This is a genomic window from Pseudomonas sp. ChxA (genome assembly GCF_030263855.1).
Classification (GTDB): Bacteria; Pseudomonadota; Gammaproteobacteria; order Pseudomonadales; family Pseudomonadaceae; genus Aquipseudomonas; species Aquipseudomonas fluorescens_CB.
This window is the reverse complement of record NZ_JARPMK010000001.1, coordinates 2681113-2700988: the sequence shown is the minus strand read 5'-3', so window position 1 is coordinate 2700988 and position 19876 is coordinate 2681113. Positions and strand designations below refer to the sequence as shown.

Below are 19876 nucleotides of genomic sequence, written 5' to 3'. Positions count from 1 at the left end.
AGACCGGCTTTTGTGGGAGCGGGCTTGCTCGCGAATGCGGTATATCAGTGATAGATGAGTTGACTGACCCACCGTATTCGCGGGCAAGCCCGCTCCCACATTTTGACCGCGTATATCTTCAACGAACTCTGCATTAGAAGCCCACATCCAGCACCACATTATCAATGTAGGTGCCGCCCGGCGGCGTGGTTTGGTCGGTGTAGATCTTGGCGTTGTAGTTGAATACCTGGCTGCCGGTGCCCAGGCCGTTGCCGGGGTTGATCTCGGCCGATGAACTGGCACGCCGCGCTGCGCCCACACTGCCCCAGCGCGTAGTGCCGGCACTCATGAAGATGTCGTAGGCGAGGAAGTTACTGCCGGAAATCATCCGCCGACGCCCGCCCACGCTCACCGGGTTCTGCCCATCGCTGAGGCCGACGGTATAGGCGCTGCCCTTGGTGCAGGCCACGCTGGCCTGGCCGTTGACAGTGGCGAAGGCGCTGACCACCGGCGCGCTGCCGAAGGCAATCGGTGGCGTGGTGATCTGGCAGTCGTTGACCACCGTCATGCTCACCGTCAGTGTGGTGGTGCCGTTGTTGACCTCACGGCCCAGGCAGATCCCGCCCAGACCAATGCCCGAGCAATAGTTCCAGTTCCAGAAAATACTCAGGGTTTCGCTGTACACCCCCGACGCTACGTTGCTGCCAAGGGTGGTGGCGAAGTACAGCGGCACGACTTTGGTGCCTGGCCCGAACACCAGGCCAAGGGAGGCAGCGATGCCGCCGCTGCCGCCAAAATCGAACGCGGTGCCGCGTGTCATCGGGAACGCCGTGGTGTTGTTGGCATAAATCGTATAGTTGATGACATCACCGGTAGGCCCCACCAGGCCACCTTGGGTCGAACCGCTGACGGTCGCGTAAAAATGGTCGTTGGAGGTCAGCACCGATAAGACCGCGGGCGTACAGCTCAAGCCGGCGTTGGTGGTCGAACTGGGCTGGGAGGTGGTGCGTACGGTCATCGAACTCACCGTCGTTCCAAAGCTGGCCGGTACGGTGGCCACCACCGAACACACGGCCTGCACCTGCGCCGACACGCCCAGGCCCGCCAGCAACACGCCCCGCAACAGCCATTCCTTGACCCGCACACGCACACTCCTTATGTCATTGGCACACCAGTGGCCCGATCAGTGGCACCTGGGCCTGGGTGGTATCGAGCTCGAACGTTGCCTGGCAGGTCCGGCCATTACCCAAGGTGACTTGCAAGGTGTTATGGGCGGCCAGGTTTTCCAGGTACACCAGGCCGTCCCACCCCACCACCGCCTGCGCGCCGCTTTGCTCATGCCGCACCTGACTGCCCAGGGGCAAGTCCTGGTGCTGGGCGTCGACCAAGGTGATGCTTGCCGCGATCACCTGGCGCACCGGGAATTCCAGCAAGTAGCCACTGCCACGGCGCACGGCCACCCGTTGCTCGACGTTGGGCACCTGTACGTTGGATGGCAGGTTCAGTGGGTCGATCTCATATTTGGCGCGGTAGTAAGCACTGGTCCATGGCACCAGCAAGTGCCCGTTGCGGTCGGTTTCGCCCACCACCTGGTTCTCGTAGCGCACCGGTACACCACTGACCCCATCGGTGCTCACCACCACAAACGCATCGTTGACGCGGTTAGCGGCGAACACTTGATTGTCCATCCACACCAACGAGCCACTGGCGTCCGCCCAACGGGTTTCGGCGTCGCTGCTGCCGTACACGCCGGCCTGCAACTGCACCGACTGCAGGCGCCAGGTCAAGTCAGCCTGGCGATAAGCCGGCCCATCACCGCTGGCATAGCCCAGGTTAAAGCCCACGCCGCCTTCGGCCGGCACCGCTCGGCTGTAGTTGACTCGCTGCAAGTTCTCACCGGTTTTACTGCGCTCGGTGCCCACGCTGAGGCTGCCGTACACGTCGAACGGCACCACCACCTGCGCCTGCACCGCCCAGCTGCTGTCGCCCACTTCATGGTTGGCCGACAGGTAAAAACTGCTGTTGCGCCACAGCGGCTTGCTCCAGGTCAGGTTCACCAGGCGGGTGCGCGAATCATCGGCCGCCTGTACATCGAAATAGCCGACGCCCAGGCTGCCGAAATTATTCAGGTTCAGGCTCAAGGTTGCCTGCTGGCTGCGCTTGCTGAGGCTGGCGTAGGGCGTGTCGATCAGGCTCAAGTCGGCGTATTGCTCGCGGCGTTCGACCCGTTGATACGACAGGCTGTAGCGCTGGTTGCTGTATTGGTAGCCCAGGCTCAGTTGCTGGCCGGTCCGGCCGTCGTACTGGCTTTGGCTGACGGCGGTATTGAGCACGCCGAAGTTACCGACCCGCAGGTTGCCGCCGACACCGCCCAGGGTCAGGTCATTGGAGGCTTCGGCATGGCTTTCCAGGGTAAACGCGTCGGAAACCCCATAGCGAAAGGTGCCGCTGGCCACGCCAGGGCCATAGCCAAAATCGCGCAAAGTGTAGTCGCGACGCAAATTACCCGCCGCCACCGAGAAGTCCGACAAGCCCTTTTGCAGCAGGGTACTGGTGACATAAAACGGCACCGTGGTCGACACCTGCCGGCCCAGCGCATCGGTAGTGACCACCACCGCCTCGCCGGCGCCGTTGATAAACGGCACGTTGGTGAGGGTGTACGGCCCCGGCTGCAGGTCGGCGCTGCTGGATTTATAGCCATTGATAAAAAGGTCCACCGAAGACGGCACCGCCGCCTCGCCGGCAAACTGCGGCAGTGGGTAGGTGACCAGGTCCGGGCGCACGCCAAAGTCGCGCGACACCTGCACACCGCCCAGGCGCACCGAGGTGCTCCAGGGCAACGCGCCGCTGATCACATCGCCGGCTTCATAGGTCAACAGGCGCTCATCGTCGGAGAACCGCCAGGTGGTGTCATAGCGGCGATAGCCATTGTCGAGCGAGCTACCAGCCGTTTCCCGGCCAATGGTAGTGCGGTATTGGCCGGTGTTGGACAACGTGCCCCAGGTATCGAATAGCCGCACTTCGTTGAAGATACCGAGGTAGGTGCCCGCATCGTCGGTGTCGTTCAGGTAGGCGTCATAGTTGAGCAACGCGCCGAAACTGGTCAGCGCCTGGGTGCGTGGGTAGTTGTTGCGGCTGCCGATAAATTGCTCCGGCAGCCAGGCCGGCGGCACGCTCAGTATCAGGCGTTGACCTTGGCTGTCGTAATCGGTGTGCAGGCCGGGAAAGCTTTCCAGCGCGACCTCGCCAGGCACATCACCAGGCAGTTTCACGCCAACTTCCTGCAACACCGACGCCGGCAAAAAAAGCTGCCCGGCACGCTGATTGACGGCGACCACGCGGCCGGTGTCCATCTGGTTGACCACCAGTTCCAGGAACAACTGCGCATCGGCCACAGCCTCCATACTGCTGGGCGGGGGCGGCAACGGCGCAGCGAAGCCCGGCGGCGCCAGCACCAAACCAGACAAGCCGCCCACCACCCACACCGATCGCCATAGACATCGAGCCCGATCTTGGCTCACCAAGGCTTTGTGTCCATCAATGGACATCTCCATCCGTAGTTAACACCAGGGCCTACTCCATGCCCCGCCACACTGAGTCAGCGTCCCGGCGCGAGATTCTCCACTTGCGTTGCCCCATTGATGCGCACCTGCAACGGCTGATCGGCCGGCAAACCGTCCGGCACCGGCCAGCGCATGGTCGCGCCCGGCAGCACATAGCCCATCAAGCCTTCCACCAAGGGCCGCGGCTGGCCGCCCTGCTTGAACGTGGCATCGGTGAGGCGCGCATGCACGGCGCCCTGGTTGCGCATCTCGACGTAGTTGCGCCCGCCCACGGTGACTTTTTTCCAGCTTAAATCCGGCTTGCCGGCGGTTTTCGGGTCGCGGTCACGGGTACCGTCGACCTTGCTCCACAGGCCCGGGCCGTAGGCAAACAACGGCACCGAATAGCGCATCTGGAAGCGGATAGCAGCGGCGGTCTTGCCATCCGCCGGAGCCGGTGGCGGCGTGGCCGACGGGATCTCATCGATGATGATGCGATAGGCCAGCTCCTGGCCGGGCGGCACTTCTTTGGTTCGGGTCAGGCGCACCAATTGCTTTTGCCCAGGCTCGATTTTCGCCACCGGCGGGCTGCCAATCACATCGCGCTGGTTCTGGTATTGCTCGTCAAAACCACTCTGGGTCCAGGCAAACACGCGGATCTGCAGGTTGGCGGTTTCGGTGCCGCGGTTCTCCAACCACAGCGCGCTGGCCTGTTGGTCGGCCTCCAGCACCGGGTCGATCGGCCAGATCAGCACCGAGCTGGCCGCCTGGGCCTGCCCCGCCGCCAACATCAACAACCCGCTCAAACCCGCTGCCCACCCGTGCCGGGAAGCTGCACACATAGATCTCACTCCTTATACCGATCGCCTTACCACGACAGCTGCACCTGCAACGTGTCGCTGTACGTCCCCCCAGGCTGGTTACCCGGTAATTGCACTCGCCCATAAATCGGCAAGGTGATGTTGTTGGCGTTGCTATAAGCCACGCTCACGCTTTGGCTGATGCCCAGGCTCTGGCTGAACGCCGCGTCCCGAAACAATTGATAAGCCACTTGGGCAGTGCCGCTATTGAGCTGCATCCGCCGTCCGCTGTTGTTATGCAACCCGCCATCGACACTCATGCTCAGCGCCACCCCCGGCGTGCATTGCAGGGTCACGCCGCCGGTCAGCGCGACAGACGCCGTGCTGGTGGCCAACGCCGAATAGGTGCCGAACGCCAGGCTGCCGTAATTGCTGGCGCCGCCGACCACCAGGCAGCCTGGCGTGATCGTCGCGCTGACCTGGAACGACTGGCTGGTCACCGCCAACAGCGACAGCGGCAGTCCCCAGCCGATGCACACTGCCAACGCCGCCCATCCTGACCGGCCCATGGCCCTTAGAACGTCAGGGTCACGTTAACCGTGTCGGTGTAAGTACCGGCCGGTAAGCCCGCCTTGCCGTTGGCCTTGCCGTAGATATTCACGGCCTGGGCCACGCCGGTGCTCGGCGCCAGGTTGATCACCCCGCCGATGGCCAGCAGCGTCGAGTGCCCGCTGTCGGTGTAAAGGTCATATGGCACGTAGTTGGCCACCCCGTCATACAGCGCGCGGCCACCGCCCACGGACTTGCCGTCGTTGGCACCGGCAGACACCGTCAACGTCGGTGACGTACCCGCCGAACACAGGATCGACAACGCCCCGCCGCCGCCGCCCAGCACCTGGCCGTCGGCTTCGGTGAACAGGCTGTTGGCGGTACCGAAGTTCAAGTTACCGAAGCTCATCCCGCCGGTGGCTGCGGCGCCGTTGACCTGGCAGCTGCTGGTGAGCACCAGGGTGGCGCTGACCGTACCGGCCACCGTCGCCGCCTGTGCGCCTGACACCCACGCCAACGCCATCAATGGAAAAACCGCCTTTGCTATAAGTGCATGCATGATGTCCATCCTCATGATTTACCAATCCAGAGTCACCGTCAGGGTGTCTGTGTAGATGCCGGCCGGTAAGGCCCTGGTATTCGCCACCACCGAGCCGAATACCGGGATCGGTACTTGTGTGCCCTTGGTCACGACGAAATTGCGTTGCTCGCCAATGCTGTAGCTGCGCCGGCCAAGCGGGTCAGCCGACAGCTGATAGGGAATGGTCTGGCGCCCGTTACTCAGGCGCCTTGTAGTGCCGTCACCATGGGCGCCGCCGTCGATGGTCACGGTGAAACTGCTGACCACTGAGGGGTTGCAGGACACCGACAGCGGCGCCTTGCTGCCATCGGTAACACCCGCGCCCAACGGGTTGCTCCACGTCGGGCCCTGGCTGCCGAAATCCAGCAGCGCGCTACCGCCGGCCGGGCTCACCGGCGCGCTCTCAATGTCTTTGCTCACCTGGCAACTGGCGGTAATCACCAGCCGTGCGTGGATCTGCCCGGCGACGGCCGCCTGGGCGTCATCGGCCAGCAGCAACAGCCCGCCCATGGCCACCACGGCCCAGCCGCGGCTTACCATGTGACGGTGACCTTGAGCACGTCGGAGTAGCGACCGACCGCCGGAATGTCCTTGAGTGGCTCAATGCGCCCATACAGCGGCAGGTCGACACTGCCGGAATCGGGCACACGCCCGCTCAGCGGCTCGTTGACCGGCAAGGGAATACGCCGCGCGGCGTCGGCATAAATACGGTAGGGAATCGGCTTGCTCGAAGGCGTCGCAGCACTCAGGTAGCGCACTTCGCCGGTGCCACCATGCAGGCCGCCGTCAACGCGTAGTTGGTAAGGGGTGTCAGGGTTGCACTCCAGGCGCGGCTGGCGCTGGCTGATCAGGGCCGCACTCAGGGGCCCGGCCGGGTCATCCAGACGCGGGCCGCTGCCAAAATCCAATACGCCAAGTTGCTCGATGCCCGCACTGCGGGTAGTGCCCACCAACTGGCAGCCCCGCTGCACGTCGATGCGCACCTCCACCTGGAGTTGCGCAGCGTAAACCGTGCTGCAGAGCATCGTGCCCATGACTGCCAAAACGCCTCGTCCCTTCACTGCCCCAAATCCTTGTACAGGGGTGACTGCTCTGTAAGAGGTTAGCCACAAAGGGCGAAACTGCCAGTCTGGGCCGGGTGGCAGGCGTAACATGCCTTTTCGAGATAGAGAGAGGCGCCGTTCTGTATTGGTCAAATCGACGTGAGCGCCCTAAAGTGGGCAACCACCGAAATACAGAGTGACGTGCATTGGCTGTGCTATCCCTGATTCAGCGTCTGCTGGGTAAAAAAACCGCGTTGACCAGCGCCTCGCCTATCGCGGCGTTCTTCGAAAACAAGGCCCGAGCCCAGGGCTATACCCTCAGCGCCGGCCAAACCCAGGCGATTGCCGCCCTCGCCCGCGAGACCCGGCACCTGCTCGCCGGCCAGCCCACGCGCAGCCTGTACCTGCACGGCCCGGTGGGACGTGGTAAAAGCTGGCTGCTCGATGGGTTTTTTCAGGCGCTGCCGATTGCGCAAAAGCAACGCGTGCACTTCCACACATTTTTTGCCCACCTGCACCAAGGCATGTTCCAGCACCGTGAACAGCACGACGCCCTGGGCGTGACCCTGGACGCGCTGCTGGCCGATTGCCAGGTGCTGTGCTTCGACGAATTCCATGTCCACGATATCGGCGATGCGATGCTCATCAGCCGCCTGTTCAAGGCCTTGTTCCAGCGTGGCGTGCTGGTGCTGGTGACCTCCAATTACGCCCCCCAGGGCCTGCTGCCCAACCCGCTGTACCACCAGCGCTTCAAGCCGGTGATCGACTTGATCGCCACGCGCATGCAGGTGCTGGAAGTCAGCTCGCCCGAAGATTTTCGCAGCTTGCCCCAGGCCCATGCCGAGCAGCGTTTCACCGGCGGCCAGTATGTATGGCCGGGTAACGCCGCCCAGCGCGACGCCCTCGGGCTGCCCGCCACACCTGGCGCGGCGCAAACCTTGACGGTCGGCAAGCGCCAATTGCTCTGCCGCAGCCATCAGGCGCGCAGTATCGTGTTCACCTTCAACGACCTGTGTGAACAGCTCACCGCCGTGATGGATTACCTGTTGCTGTGCGAGGATTTCGACCACTGGATCATCGACGGCCTGCCCTTCTTGGCCGACTGCCCGATCGCCGTACAACAGCGCTTTATCAACCTGGTGGACGTGCTCTACGACCAGGACAAACGCCTGACCCTGATCGGCCAGCAACCCTTGGCGCGCGCCCTGGAAGGCCAGGCCATCGACCTCGCCCGCACCGCCAGCCGGCTGAACCAATTACAAACGGTGTGCCCGCAACCCGCGCCCGACCCGGTATCATGAGCGCCTTTTACGCCCATCTTGCCGAGTGACCGCGCCGTTCATGAATACCCTCGCCCAACTCAAGGCTGGCCAATTGGCCGGTATTACACGCCTGGACCTGTCTTGCGGGCTGACCGAATTCCCACCGGAAATCTTCGCGCTGGCCGACAGCCTGGAAATTCTCAACCTCACCGGCAACGCCCTGAGCAGCCTGCCCGACGACCTGCATCGGCTGTCGCACCTGCGCGTACTGTTCTGCTCGGACAACGCCTTCACTGAGCTGCCCGCCTGCCTGGGCCAGTGCGCTAACCTGAGCATGATCGGCTTCAAGGCCAACCAGATCAGCCACGTACCCGCCGCCGCGTTGCCGCCACAGTTACGCTGGCTGATCCTCACCGACAACTGCATCGGCCAGTTGCCCAGCGAGCTGGGCGAGCGGCCACTGCTGCAAAAGCTGATGCTGGCCGGCAACCACCTGACGGACCTGCCGCATAGCCTGGTCAACTGCAAAAACCTCGAGCTGCTGCGCATCGCCTCCAACCGCTTCACCCAACTGCCGCCGTGGCTGCTGACGCTGCCAAGCCTGACTTGGCTGGCCTATGCCGGTAACCCGGTGGAAATGGCCGTTGACGTGGCGAGCGATGACGCAACGCCGAATATCCCTTGGGCTGAACTGGAACTGGGCGAGGTGTTAGGCGAAGGCGCTTCGGGGATCATCCGCAAGGCATTGTGGAAGCCGCAAGCGTTGCCGGTTGCGGTCAAACTCTACAAAGGCACGATCACCAGCGACGGCTCGCCGCTGCATGAAATGCAGGCCTGCATCGCCGCCGGGCTGCACCCGAACCTGATCAAGGTGGAGGGGCGCGTGGTCGGCCACCCGGAGGACCAGGCAGCCCTGGTGATGAACCTGATCGACCCGAGTTACCGCAACCTCGCGGCCCTGCCGAGCCTGGCGTCATGCACCCGCGACATCTACGCGCCGGGCACGCGCTTCAGTGCTGAAGTGGCCTTGCGCATGGCCCGCGGCATCGCCTCGGTGGCGGCGCATCTGCACCGGCACGGCATCACCCACGGCGACCTGTACGGCCACAATATTCTGTGGAATGCAGCAGGTGACTGTTTGCTCGGGGACTTTGGCGGCGCGTCGTTCCATGCGACGGCGGACACGCTGGAAACCAGGGCGTTGCGGCGCATTGAAGTGCGTGCGTTCGGGGTGTTGCTGGGGGAGTTGTTGGAGCGGATAGACGAAGGTTTCGACAGTGAAGCGCTGGTGGCGCTGCAAAACAGCTGCTGCCAGCCCGATGTACTGGCGCGCCCAAGCTTTGAAGAGATCGAAGCGCTGCTGCAATCGCTGCCACACCACTAAACAATGTGGGAGCTGGCTTGCCTGCGATGGCATCAACTCGGTGTGCCTGATATACCGAGGTGTCTGCATCGCAGGCAAGCCAGCTCCCACAGAAAAGCAGCTCTTCAGTGCATGCAAATCCACAGCCGGCCTCATTTTCAAAGGTGCATGCAGTCAACTGTGGGAGCGGGCTTGCTCGCGAATGCGGTGTATCAGTGACAGATGAGTTGACTGACCCGCCGCATTCGCGAGCAAGCCCGCTCCCACATTTAGACCGCGTTGCATCAGGTAGATAGGCTTTTGCTTTGCACTTGACCTGGCTCTTGCTTCAACCACTCAGGTCGGCTTTCAGGCCGCCGTGCTGTAGATCTTGATCTGCTTTTGATCTGAGGCGCCCCGTTAACCACGATGGCCGAACGCAGGCTTGAATCCGTGGGTAACCCGGCAGGACGCCGGGTTAGTCGCGCTGGGCCAAGGATGGCCCATCGCGGCGGCCCACGGATTCAAGCCGGAGTGAGGGCACACCGAGCCCAAGCGAGGTGCCGAGTGGTGGGGCACAGACCTTTTGGTTACTTTTGGGGCGTTTGCCAAAAGTGACCCGCTGTAAGAGCGGAACCATAAGTGGCCGTTACCCGGCTGACGGATATGTACACCAACAAACCGCCACAGCAGGCAAGCCAGCTCCCACATTTCTGCCGGAATTCATACAGTTATAAATCAGCCAGCCAACCCGACAAACATATCCTGCACGTCATCATGGTTGTCCAACCCTTCCAGGAAGGCTTCGACTTCAGCCATCTGCTCATCGGTCAAACCGCTTACCGGGTTCTTCGAGATGTAGCCCAGCTTGGCCGACAACACCGTGAAACCCTGCTCCGGCAGGGCTTTTTGCACCGCGTCGAGGTCGGTGGTTTCGGTGATGAACAAGGTGCTGCCCTCTTCTTCACCGTCTTCAAAATCCTGCGCACCCGCTTCAATAGCGGCCATTTCAGGGTCAGCATCCGGGCTGTCCGGCGAAGCTTCGATCAGGCCGACGTGGTTGAAGTCCCACGCCACGGAGCCGGAAGCGCCAAGCTGGCCCTTACGGAACGCCACGCGGATTTCTGCCACGGTACGGTTGATGTTGTCGGTCACGCATTCAACGATCAGCGGCACCTGGTGCGGGGCAAAACCTTCGTAGGTCACGCGGTGGTACTGCACGGTTTCGCCGAGCAGACCGGCGCCCTTCTTGATCGCGCGTTCCAGGGTTTCCTTGGGCATCGAGGCCTTTTTGGCCTGCTCTACCACCAAACGCAGGTGGGCGTTGGTCGCGGTGTCGGCGCCGTTGCGGGCGGCGATGGTGATTTCTTTCACCAACTTGCCGAAAATCTTGCCCTTGGCATTGGATGCCGCTTCTTTATGTTTGACTTTCCACTGTGCGCCCATGACTCACTCTCTTTTCGTCCATCGCGCCGAAACGTCTACTGGCCGGCGCTTTGGGGGCAGAGTTTATAGCGCAAAAACACTCTAATCCACCAAAAAACCGGCCAGCTGCCTCAGGTGCGCAAGGGTTTGATCGTGACGTTACGCTCTGGCACAAAGTCGCCGACCTGGGCCAGCACGGTGGGCCGGGCATTCCAGTAAGGCATCAGCACCAGCGAAGAAAACAACGCCGCGCCGGCAAATACGATAAACACCGTGACCGTATCGAAGTAGCCCGGCAGCAGGCCGCCAAGAATCGCCCCCACCGAACCACAGCCGTTCACAAAGCCTGCCGCCGTGGCGCCGGCCTTGGCGGTGCCGAAGTCGATGGCCGCTGTGCTGCTGATCATCGAGTCCGGCCCATACAGGGTCAGGCCCATCACAAACAGCAGAGCCATCACCAACATCACGCTGCCGGTGTGCAGCGCACCCATGAACAACGCCAGGGCCACGGTCAGCGCCAGCAGGCTGAGCACACAGGCCGGCATGCGCCGGGCACCGAAGAATTTGTCGGACGCCAGCCCGATCATGATCGGCCCCAACAGCCCGGCCAACTCGAACGCCGTGGGCACAATGGCCGCGCCGACCTTGCCCACCGAGGGCATTTGCTCATAAACGATCACCGGCCCCCACAACAGGATCGCGTAACGCGCTGGTTTCAACAGAAAGTACGCCAGGCCCAAAACCAGCACCGTGCGGTTACGCAGGATCGCGCGCAGCGGTTCCAGCACGCTGACACGCTGCGCCTCGCCCGCCTCGCCGGCCACGACCGGCTCCGGCTCAACAGCCGGCAAGCCGACATCCTGCGGTGTATTGCGCTGGAAGATAAAGAACAGCACAGCCACCACCGCCACCACTGCCGCACTGGAGATAAACGCCGCATGCCAAGTGCCGATCAGCGTGTAAGCCCACCAGCCGGCAAACGGCGATGCCACCAAGCCACCAAAGGCGTAGCACGAACTCCATAGCCCCAACACCCGCCCGCGTTGCTGCGCCGGGAAGAAACTGCCGAGGTTCTTGCACAGCCCCGACCACCCGGTGGACTGCGCCAGCCCCTGGATCAACATGCAACTGATAAAGATCGGCAAGGTGGCAAAGGTGCCCATTACCAAGGCCGCTGCGGCGGATATCAACAACCCGCCCAGCACCACCACCCGTGGCCCGAAGCGGTCGGCCAGCATGCCCCAGGTAAACTGCCCCACAGCGTAGGCCGCCAGGTACAGACCATCGAGGTTGGCCATCATCATTTTGTCGAGGGGGAAGCTCGGGTCATCGACGATGCCCAGCTTGGCGACCGAAAACGCTTTGCGAGTGAAATAGAACGCGGCGTATGCCAGCCAGGTGATGGCGAAAATCTGCACGCGCCAACGCTTGATGCTACCCGTTTGGATATTCATGGTGGTTCTGACCTCAGGTGAGTGTGCCGGCAGGATCGAGAAGCAAATGCCTGTTGTTTTTATGGTTGAGCACTGCAATGCCAGGCCGTGGAGCGCGCGGCATTGGTCAGATGGGTCCGGCTTGGGAGAACCCATGGCCACCGAGGTTGTAGGACTCAACCGTCGGCGACTGGGGGCTATAAAAGCAATGGCTGACTAATAGGTAAAATCGATTTATCGTATTTCACCTATAAGCTCAGCTTGTAAGAGGATCTGCGATGTCGGTTTCCCACGCACAGCTCAAAGCCTTCCACGCCGTGGCCGTCCACGGCAGCTTCACTCAGGCGGCTGAACGCCTGTTCCTGACGCAGCCGGCGATTTCCGACCAGGTGCGCAAGCTCGAAGAACGTTTCGGCGTGCTGTTGTTTCACCGCAACAAACGTGCGGTGCGTCTTACCGACCTGGGCGAACGCCTGCTCGGCATCACTCAGCGCCTGTTTGTGATTGAGGCTGAAGCCGAAGAGCTGCTGCAAGACTCCCGCGCCCTGCTCACCGGCACCCTCACCCTGGCCGTGGACGCACCGGTGCATGTGTTGCCGCAGATCGCGCGCTTCTGCCAGTTGTACCCAGGCATCAGCGTCAAGATCGAGACCGGCAACACCGACGAATCGCTGTTTCGCCTGTACAACTACCAGGCCGACCTGGCCCTGCTGGGGCGCGATGTCGACGATGAACGCCTGCTGTCGTTGCCGCTGCCCGATGAGCAGTTACTCGCCTTTGTCGCGTGCAACCACCCATGGGCCGGGCGGGAATCCATCTGCCTGGCCGACCTGGACGACACGCCGCTGGTGCTGCGGGAAATCGGCTCGGTCACCCGCCAGACCCTGGAGCAGGAAATGCGCCAGGCCGGACTGCGCATCCGCCCGGCGATCCAGGTCGAAGGCCGCGAAGCCGCGCGGGAGGCGGTCGTGGTGGGAATTGGTGTGGGCGTGGTGTCGGCGGCGGAACTCGGCGCCGACTCGCGGGTGTATGCCATGCCGATCCGCGATTGCAGCCAGCGCATGAAGGAAACGCTGGTGTGCCTCAAGGAGCAGAGTTCGCGGCGGGTGGTGGCAACGTTTCTGGATATCGTTCGGGACAGTTTGCGTTGAATTTCAGGGCCTCATCGCGGGCAAGCCCGGCTCCCACAGTTGACCGATTCGTACTTGAATACCCGGTCCAATGTGGGAGCCGGGCTTGCCCGCGATGGCCCCAACTCGGTCTTCAACTCAAGACGCCAATTCAAAGAACGCTTGAATCAAGCGCAACGAGCGGCGCCGCTCCATGCAGCCGAGCATATGCCGGTTCAACAACCCATCGCCCTGAATCGCCACCGCCTGCACCCGTGGGTCCTGGCTGACTTCCATCGACGACACCACGCCCACGCCCAACTCGGCCGCCACGGCCTCGGTCACCGCCTCGCGGCTGTCCAGTTCCAGCAGCACCTTGGGCTGCACACCCGCGACCTCGCACGCATCATCGAAGGTGCGCCGCGTGATGGAACTGGGCTCGCGCAGCACCATGATCACCTCGTTGAGCTGTTCCAGGCGAATACCCTTGGACAGTGCCGCCCACGGGTGGCTGGCCGGGACCAACGCGCAAATCCGCGACTCACTCAAAGGCTGCAGGTGCAGGCCATTGCGCGGTTCCACCTCCGTCAGCACCGCCACATCCGCATGCTCGGAGAGCAGCGCCGCCAGGGTTTCCTGGGCATTGCCCAGGCGCAGGTTCACGGTAATGCCGGGATAACGGGCACGCAGGCTGGCGATCATCGGCATCACCAGGTGCGGGCCGTCGGCGGCCACTTCCAGACGCCCGCTGAGCAACTGCCGATTGGCTTCGAGCAACGTCTGCGCTTCATCCACCAGGCCGAAAATTGCCCGTGTGATCGCGGCCAGTCGCGTGCCTTCCTCGGTCAATTCCACCCGCCGGGCGGTGCGGCGCAACAGCGCGATCTGGTAGTGCTCTTCCAGGGCCTTGATGTGCCCGGTCACCGCCGGCTGGCTGATGAACAGCCGTGCGGCGGCACGGGTAAAGCTGCCCTCGCGGGCCACGGCATCGAATGCACGCAGTTGAAACAAATTCATAGCTATCGGCCTCACTGATAGCTCGCATAACAACAAACAATTTGATTGATGACAAGCCAAACTGCAATTTAGGCGCCGTAGCTTCACCCCCCAATGACCTTGCGAGGACTTGAGATGAGCACTGCCGCGCCGATCCTGCTAACCCCTGGCCCCTTGACCACATCGAACCGCACCCGTCAGGCAATGATGGTGGATTGGGGGTCATGGGATGACCGCTTCAACCAACTGACCGCCAGCGTTTGCACACAACTGCTGGCCATCCTGCATGGCAGCGACAGCCACCACTGCGTGCCCTTGCAAGGCAGCGGCACCTTTGCCGTCGAAGCCGCCATCGGCACGCTGGTGCCGCGCAACGGCAAGGTACTGGTGCTGATCAACGGCGCCTACGGCAAGCGCCTGGCGAAGATCTGCGAAGTGCTCGGCCGCGATTTCAGCACCTTCGAAACAGCTGAAGACGAGCCCACTACCGCCGCCGACGTCGACCGCCTGCTGCACGCCGACCCGGCGATCACTCACGTCGCGTTGATCCACTGCGAAACCAGCACCGGCATTCTCAACCCGCTGCCGGACATCGCGCAGGTGGTTAAACAGCACGATAAACGCCTGATCATCGACGCCATGAGTTCCTTCGGCGCGCTGCCGATCGACGCTCGCGAAGTGCCGTTTGACGCGCTGATCGCCGCCTCGGGCAAATGCCTGGAAGGCGTGCCGGGCATGGGTTTTGTCTTCGCCGACAAACAGGCACTGGCGGGCGCCCAAGGCAACTGCCATTCGCTGGCGATGGACTTGTTCGACCAGCACAGCTACATGGCCAAGACCGGCCAATGGCGCTTCACCCCGCCGACTCATGTAGTCGCCGCCTTGCATGAAGCGCTGCTGCAATACCAGGAAGAAGGCGGCCTGCCCGCGCGTCATCAACGCTACGCCGACAACTGCCAGGCGCTGCTCGACGGCATGGCTGAACTGGGCCTGCGCAGCTTTCTGCCAGCCGCCATCCAGGCGCCGATCATCGTCACCTTCCATGCGCCAAAAGACCCGCGCTACCAGTTCAAGGACTTCTACGAGCGGGTCAAGGCCAAGGGTTTCATTCTCTACCCCGGCAAATTGACCCAGGTTGAAACCTTCCGCGTCGGCTGCATCGGCCACGTTGACGCGCAGGGCATGCAGGCGGCGGTCGAGGCGATCGGCCAGGTGCTGCAAGAAATGGAAGTGCTGGACATCTGATTGCCCCCATTACCCACAGGATTTGAACCATGAACTATCAAAACCCCAACACCCTCCAGGCCGTGATCCTCGACTGGGCCGGCACCGTGGTCGACTTCGGCTCTTTCGCGCCCACGCAGATTTTTGTCGAAGCCTTCGCCGAGTTCAACGTGCAAGTCTCCATCGAAGAAGCGCGTGGCCCGATGGGCATGGGCAAGTGGGACCATATCCGCACCCTCTGCGACCAACCGCAGGTGGCCGAACGTTACCGCAAGGCCTTCGGCCGCACGCCAACCGATGACGACGTGACCTCGATCTACCAGCGCTTCATGCCCTTGCAGATCGAGAAAATCGCCGAACACTCGGCCCTGATCCCCGGTGCACTCGACACCATCGCGCGTCTGCGTGTGCAAGGCATCAAGATCGGCTCCTGCTCCGGCTACCCCAAGCAGGTGATGGACAAGGTGGTCGCCCTGGCCGCCACCAACGGCTACATCGCCGACCACGTGGTCGCTACCGACGAAGTGCCCAACGGCCGCCCTTGGCCGGCTCAGGCGCTGGCCAACGTGATCGCGCTGGGCATTGACGATGTGGCGGCGTGCGTGAAGGTCGACGACACTGTGCCGGGCATCCTCGAAGGCCGTCGTGCCGGCATGTGGACCGTGGCACTGACCTGCTCCGGCAATGCACTGGGCCTGACCTACGCGCAATTTCGTGACCTGGACGCTGCCGCCCTGGCCAGCGAGCGCACACGCATCGAGACGCTGTTCGAAGGCTCGCGCCCGCACTACCTGATCGACACCATCAACGACCTGCCGGCGGTGATCACCGATATCAACCAGCGCCTGTCCCGCGGTGAAATGCCGCAAAGCCACTGATTGAGGTCAAAACAACGGCACTTACGCCAGGCGAACCGCTCAAAACCGGCATACAGTTAAAGGACTCCATCGCGAAAGAATGGAGGTATGCCCTGATGAGTGAGGAACATAGCGATGCCGTGGAAAAACTCCGATACCCGCTACAGCACCATGTCGATTGCGCTGCACTGGTTAATGGTGGTGCTGCTGGCGGTGGTTTACGCCTGCATAGAATTACGCGGCCAGTTCCCTAAAGGCAGTGGTGCGCGCACCTTGATCGTCGAAATGCACTTCATGTTCGGCCTCACCGTGTTTGTGCTGGTATGGCTGCGCCTATTTGCGCGCAGCCTGGGGGTTGCGCCGAAGATCGTCCCCACACCGCCGCAATGGCAGACGGTGTTGGCCACACTGATGCACGTTGCGTTGTACGCGTTGATGATCGGCATGCCGATTGCGGGATGGCTGATCGTCAGTGCCGAAGGGCATTCGGTGATGTTTTATGGGATTGAGTTGCCGCCGTTGATTGCGGAAAACAAAGCGCTGGCCAAGGAGATTGAGAGTTGGCATGTGCTGTTCGGCAAGGTCGGTTATTGGCTGATCGGGCTGCATGCGTTGGCGGGGATCTTCCATCACTACATCCTGCGCGATAATACGGCTTTGCGAATGATGCCAGGTCGGAGCTTACGCTAGGTGGTAAAGCCTCGGCGGCCTTGCAGGCCGCCGGTGTGCACAAAGACCAGGCGAGTGCCGGGGGTGAAACGTCCGGCCTCGATCTGCTGCTTCAACGCCAGGAGTGCCTTGCCGGTATAGAGCGGTTCAAGCGGCACGCCACAGGCCTGTTCGGTGGTTTGGATAAAGTCGAGCAACACCGGGTCGACCTTGGCAAAACCACCTCGGCTTGCATCCAGCAACGCATAACCGCCCGGCACAATCGCCTGCACATTCTGCGCAACCCCATGATCATCCGGCACGGCCATTGCGCCATAGACCGGATGCGCGCCCGCCTCGGCCAGCGCCAACCCGGCCAGTGTGGTGCCCGTCCCTGCCGCCAGCCACCACGCGTGATAATCGTCCCAGCCCAGGTGGTTCAATTGCGCCCGCACGTGCCCGACCAACACCCCGCAACCCTCTGCACCCGCCAACCCGCCGCCGCCTTCGGGCACGGGATACAGATGCGGGTACTGCTCACGCCACGGCGACCAGAAACCCGCTTCATGCCGCGCGCGATAGCCGCCATAACCCAGCCAATGCAGCTGCATGCCGAAGGCTTTGAGGTCGAGGACCGTGGGCGTGTCTTGAGGATGGCCGCGCAACAGGCCGACGGTGGCGAAACCAAAGCGTTTGCCGGCGGCTGCCAGTGCGTGCAGGTGGTTGGAGTGGGCGCCACCGAGGCTGATAACACCACGGGCACCGGCGGCTTGCGCGTGGGCCAAGTGCTCGGTGAGCTTGAACCACTTGTTGCCGCTGATCAGTGGGTCGATGCGGTCCAGGCGCAGCACGGCCAACTCGACCCCGTTCAGCCAGTCGAGCGGTAACGGTTCAAGCGGTGCCTGGGGAAGCCAATCGAAGGGACCCATCGGGAGCTTTCTGAATGAAAAAGGGGCGGTAGTCTAACACCGCCCCTTGGGTCGTTTTACAACTCGGCAGCCAGGCGCGAACCCTGGTTGATGGCGCGCTTGGCGTCGAGTTCGGCCGCCACGTCGGCGCCGCCGATCAGGTGTACGTTCTGGCCCGCCGCGACCAGCCCATCCTGCAGTTCACGCAGTGGGTCTTGCCCGGCGCAGATGACGATATTGTCGACAGCCAGCAGTTGCGGCTCGCCCTCGGCGCCGATGCGGATATGCAGGCCTTCGTCATCAATCTTCAGGTACTCAACACTGTTGAGCATCTGCACCTGCTTGTTCTTCAAGCCCGTGCGATGGATCCAGCCGGTGGTTTTGCCCAGGCCGTCGCCGACCTTGGAGGTCTTGCGTTGCAGCAGGAACACTTCACGTGCCGGTGCATGGGGTTGCGGCTTGATGCCGGCCACGCCGCCACGGGCTTGCAGCTGGGTATCGATGCCCCACTCTTTCCAGAACGCCTCACGGTCCAGGCTGGTGGACACGCCCGCGTGCACGAGGAACTCGGAGACGTCGAAGCCGATGCCGCCGGCGCCGATCACCGCCACGCGCTTGCCCACTGGCTTGCGCTCCAGAATCACGTCCAGGTAGCTCAGCACCTTTGCGTTGTCGACGCCCGGAATCGCCGGGGTGCGCGGCGCAATGCCGGTGGCCAGGATGATCTCGTCGTAACCGCCCGCCGCCAGTTGCGCCACGTCCACGCGGGTGTTGAGGCACAGCTCGACATGGGTGGTCTGCAATTTGCGCTTGAAGTAGCGCAGGGTTTCGAAGAACTCTTCTTTGCCCGGCACGCGCTTGGCGATATTGAACTGGCCGCCGATCTCGCTGGCCGAATCGAACAGGGTCACTTGGTGGCCACGCTCAGCCGCCACGGTCGCCGCCGCCAGGCCCGCAGGTCCGGCACCGACCACCGCAATTTTCTTGATCTGCTTGACCGGCAGGTAGTTCAGCTCGGTCTCGTAGCAGGCACGCGGGTTGACCAGGCAGGTGGTCAGTTTGCCGCCAAAGGTGTGGTCCAGGCAGGCCTGGTTGCAGCCGATGCAGGTGTTGATTTCATCCGCGCGGCCGGCAGCGGCCTTGTTGACGAACTCCGGGTCGGCCAGGAAGGGCCGCGCCATCGAGACCATGTCCGCATCGCCTTCAGCCAGAATCTGCTCGGCAATTTCCGGGGTATTGATGCGGTTGGTGGTGATCAACGGAATCTGCACCGCGCCACGCAGCTTGGCGGTGACCTTGCTGAACGCGCCACGCGGCACCTTGGTGGCGATGGTCGGGATACGCGCTTCGTGCCAGCCGATACCGGTGTTGATAATGCTCGCACCCGCGCCTTCAATAGCCTTGGCCAGCTGCACGATCTCTTCCCAGGTGCTGCCGCCTTCCACCAGGTCGAGCATCGACAGGCGGAAGATAATGATGAAGTTCGGACCTACTGCTTCGCGTACCCGGCGCACGATGTCCACGGCCAGGCGCATGCGGTTTTCGTAGCTGCCACCCCAACGGTCGGTGCGATGGTTGGTGTGAGCGGCGAGGAACTGGTTAATGAAGTAGCCTTCGGAGCCCATGATTTCCACGCCGTCGTACTCGGCAACCTGGGCCAGCAAGGAGCAGGTGACAAAATCCTGGATCTGCTTCTCGATGCCCTCCTCGTCCAGTTCCTTGGGCTTGAACGGGTTGATCGGCGCCTGGATCGCGCTCGGTGCAACTTGCTTGGGGCTGTAGGCATAACGCCCGGCGTGGAGGATCTGCATGCAGATCTTGCCGCCCGCTTCGTGCACGGCCTTGGTCACAATCTTGTGCTTTTGCGCTTCTTCGTCGGTGGTCAGCTTGGCGGCGCCGGCATACACGCCACCTTCATCGTTAGGGCCGATACCACCGGTGACCATCAGGCCAACGCCGCCACGGGCACGCTCGGCAAAATAGGCGGCCATGCGTTCGAAGCCGCCGGGCTTTTCTTCCAGGCCAGTGTGCATCGAGCCCATCAGGGTGCGGTTGCGCAAGGTGGTAAAACCCAGGTCCAACGGGGCCAGCAGGTGCGGGTAGGCAGCAGCGGTCATGGTACAGCTCCACAACGGATCATCACGGGACGTGGCTGGCTCGAATGGCTGGCCATCGGTTT

Annotated in this window: 18 protein-coding genes; 6 read left to right on the top strand and 12 right to left on the bottom strand. The window is 62.5% G+C overall.

Annotated elements, in window-relative coordinates; genetic code table 11:
* Window positions 1–133 precede the first annotated feature (133 nt).
* From P5706_RS12135 to P5706_RS12105, 7 genes are read right to left on the bottom strand one after another with little or no spacing between them, the layout of a single operon-like run.
* A complete protein-coding gene (locus tag P5706_RS12135) occupies window positions 134–1123 on the bottom strand; it encodes a Csu type fimbrial protein (RefSeq protein WP_502945468.1) in 990 nt (329 codons plus the stop codon).
* Window positions 1124–1139: 16 nt separating this feature from the next.
* Window positions 1140–3533: a fimbria/pilus outer membrane usher protein gene (locus P5706_RS12130; protein WP_200432419.1), complete on the bottom strand. Its 2394-nt coding sequence runs from the start codon at window positions 3531–3533 to the stop codon at window positions 1140–1142.
* 44 nt (window positions 3534–3577) lie between these two features.
* A complete protein-coding gene (locus tag P5706_RS12125) occupies window positions 3578–4363 on the bottom strand; it encodes a fimbrial biogenesis chaperone (protein ID WP_026013650.1) in 786 nt (261 codons plus the stop codon).
* 26 nt (window positions 4364–4389) lie between these two features.
* Window positions 4390–4890, bottom strand: coding sequence for a Csu type fimbrial protein (locus P5706_RS12120; protein ID WP_200432418.1), 501 nt, complete (start codon window positions 4888–4890; stop codon window positions 4390–4392).
* Window positions 4891–4895: 5 nt separating this feature from the next.
* On the bottom strand, window positions 4896–5429 hold the full coding sequence (locus tag P5706_RS12115; RefSeq protein ID WP_200432417.1) for a Csu type fimbrial protein: 534 nt from the start codon (window positions 5427–5429) through the stop codon (window positions 4896–4898).
* Between the two features lie 18 nt (window positions 5430–5447).
* The gene (locus P5706_RS12110; RefSeq protein ID WP_200432416.1) at window positions 5448–5990 is read right to left on the bottom strand and encodes a Csu type fimbrial protein; all 543 of its coding nucleotides are present in this window, start codon (window positions 5988–5990) and stop codon (window positions 5448–5450) included.
* Window positions 5984–6484 carry a Csu type fimbrial protein gene (locus tag P5706_RS12105; protein ID WP_425540588.1) on the bottom strand — a complete coding sequence of 167 codons (501 nt, stop codon included), beginning with the start codon at window positions 6482–6484 and terminating at the stop codon, window positions 5984–5986. Before P5706_RS12105 ends, P5706_RS12110 begins: the two co-directional genes overlap by 7 nt.
* Window positions 6485–6699: 215 nt before the next feature.
* On the opposite strand from P5706_RS12105, the gene zapE reads away from it, so the two are divergent.
* On the top strand, window positions 6700–7794 hold the full coding sequence (gene zapE, locus P5706_RS12100) for a cell division protein ZapE (protein WP_285679378.1): 1095 nt from the start codon (window positions 6700–6702) through the stop codon (window positions 7792–7794).
* Window positions 7795–7834: 40 nt separating this feature from the next.
* Window positions 7835–9139: a leucine-rich repeat-containing protein kinase family protein gene (locus P5706_RS12095; protein ID WP_285679377.1), complete on the top strand. Its 1305-nt coding sequence runs from the start codon at window positions 7835–7837 to the stop codon at window positions 9137–9139.
* 696 nt (window positions 9140–9835) lie between these two features.
* On the opposite strand, the gene P5706_RS12090 is transcribed toward P5706_RS12095, so the two are convergent.
* A complete protein-coding gene (locus P5706_RS12090) occupies window positions 9836–10543 on the bottom strand; it encodes a YebC/PmpR family DNA-binding transcriptional regulator (protein ID WP_056858461.1) in 708 nt (235 codons plus the stop codon).
* 110 nt (window positions 10544–10653) lie between these two features.
* Window positions 10654–11976 (bottom strand): MFS transporter, encoded by a 1323-nt coding sequence (locus P5706_RS12085; RefSeq protein WP_285679376.1) that lies wholly within the window; start codon window positions 11974–11976, stop codon window positions 10654–10656.
* Between the two features lie 257 nt (window positions 11977–12233).
* On the opposite strand from P5706_RS12085, the gene P5706_RS12080 reads away from it, so the two are divergent.
* A complete protein-coding gene (locus P5706_RS12080) occupies window positions 12234–13106 on the top strand; it encodes a LysR substrate-binding domain-containing protein (protein WP_285679375.1) in 873 nt (290 codons plus the stop codon).
* 117 nt (window positions 13107–13223) lie between these two features.
* Here the strand turns inward: P5706_RS12080 and P5706_RS12075 are convergent, their stop codons facing one another.
* Window positions 13224–14081, bottom strand: coding sequence for a LysR substrate-binding domain-containing protein (locus P5706_RS12075; protein ID WP_285679374.1), 858 nt, complete (start codon window positions 14079–14081; stop codon window positions 13224–13226).
* A 114-nt stretch (window positions 14082–14195) separates the two neighbouring features.
* Between P5706_RS12075 and P5706_RS12070 the strand changes: the two genes are divergently transcribed.
* From P5706_RS12070 to P5706_RS12060, 3 genes are all read left to right on the top strand, one after another.
* Window positions 14196–15305: a 2-aminoethylphosphonate--pyruvate transaminase gene (locus P5706_RS12070; protein WP_285679373.1), complete on the top strand. Its 1110-nt coding sequence runs from the start codon at window positions 14196–14198 to the stop codon at window positions 15303–15305.
* Window positions 15306–15334: 29 nt separating this feature from the next.
* Entirely contained in the window at window positions 15335–16162 is an 828-nt protein-coding gene (gene phnX, locus P5706_RS12065) for a phosphonoacetaldehyde hydrolase (RefSeq protein ID WP_285679372.1), read from the top strand.
* A gap of 114 nt (window positions 16163–16276) precedes the next feature.
* The gene (locus tag P5706_RS12060; protein WP_200430573.1) at window positions 16277–16831 is read left to right on the top strand and encodes a cytochrome b; all 555 of its coding nucleotides are present in this window, start codon (window positions 16277–16279) and stop codon (window positions 16829–16831) included.
* On the opposite strand, the gene P5706_RS12055 is transcribed toward P5706_RS12060, so the two are convergent.
* Both P5706_RS12055 and P5706_RS12050 read right to left on the bottom strand, forming a co-directional pair.
* On the bottom strand, window positions 16828–17718 hold the full coding sequence (locus P5706_RS12055) for a 1-aminocyclopropane-1-carboxylate deaminase/D-cysteine desulfhydrase (RefSeq protein WP_285679371.1): 891 nt from the start codon (window positions 17716–17718) through the stop codon (window positions 16828–16830). The two genes, P5706_RS12060 and P5706_RS12055, sit on opposite strands and share 4 nt — an antisense overlap.
* A gap of 56 nt (window positions 17719–17774) precedes the next feature.
* Window positions 17775–19814: an NADPH-dependent 2,4-dienoyl-CoA reductase gene (locus P5706_RS12050; RefSeq protein WP_285679370.1), complete on the bottom strand. Its 2040-nt coding sequence runs from the start codon at window positions 19812–19814 to the stop codon at window positions 17775–17777.
* Window positions 19815–19876: the final 62 nt, after the last annotated feature.

Coding starts and splice junctions, on each gene's coding strand:
- P5706_RS12055 (WP_285679371.1), bottom strand. CDS start 17,718: ATGGGTCCCTTCGATTGGCTTCCCCAGGCACCGCTTGAACCGTTACCG.
- P5706_RS12085 (WP_285679376.1), bottom strand. CDS start 11,976: ATGAATATCCAAACGGGTAGCATCAAGCGTTGGCGCGTGCAGATTTTC.
- P5706_RS12130 (WP_200432419.1), bottom strand. CDS start 3,533: ATGGAGATGTCCATTGATGGACACAAAGCCTTGGTGAGCCAAGATCGG.
- P5706_RS12115 (WP_200432417.1), bottom strand. CDS start 5,429: ATGCATGCACTTATAGCAAAGGCGGTTTTTCCATTGATGGCGTTGGCG.
- P5706_RS12120 (WP_200432418.1), bottom strand. CDS start 4,890: ATGGGCCGGTCAGGATGGGCGGCGTTGGCAGTGTGCATCGGCTGGGGA.
- phnX (WP_285679372.1), top strand. CDS start 15,335: ATGAACTATCAAAACCCCAACACCCTCCAGGCCGTGATCCTCGACTGG.
- P5706_RS12110 (WP_200432416.1), bottom strand. CDS start 5,990: ATGGTAAGCCGCGGCTGGGCCGTGGTGGCCATGGGCGGGCTGTTGCTG.
- P5706_RS12125 (WP_026013650.1), bottom strand. CDS start 4,363: ATGTGTGCAGCTTCCCGGCACGGGTGGGCAGCGGGTTTGAGCGGGTTG.
- P5706_RS12095 (WP_285679377.1), top strand. CDS start 7,835: ATGAATACCCTCGCCCAACTCAAGGCTGGCCAATTGGCCGGTATTACA.
- P5706_RS12105 (WP_425540588.1), bottom strand. CDS start 6,484: ATGGGCACGATGCTCTGCAGCACGGTTTACGCTGCGCAACTCCAGGTG.
- P5706_RS12070 (WP_285679373.1), top strand. CDS start 14,196: ATGAGCACTGCCGCGCCGATCCTGCTAACCCCTGGCCCCTTGACCACA.
- P5706_RS12090 (WP_056858461.1), bottom strand. CDS start 10,543: ATGGGCGCACAGTGGAAAGTCAAACATAAAGAAGCGGCATCCAATGCC.
- P5706_RS12075 (WP_285679374.1), bottom strand. CDS start 14,081: ATGAATTTGTTTCAACTGCGTGCATTCGATGCCGTGGCCCGCGAGGGC.
- P5706_RS12060 (WP_200430573.1), top strand. CDS start 16,277: ATGCCGTGGAAAAACTCCGATACCCGCTACAGCACCATGTCGATTGCG.
- P5706_RS12080 (WP_285679375.1), top strand. CDS start 12,234: ATGTCGGTTTCCCACGCACAGCTCAAAGCCTTCCACGCCGTGGCCGTC.
- P5706_RS12050 (WP_285679370.1), bottom strand. CDS start 19,814: ATGACCGCTGCTGCCTACCCGCACCTGCTGGCCCCGTTGGACCTGGGT.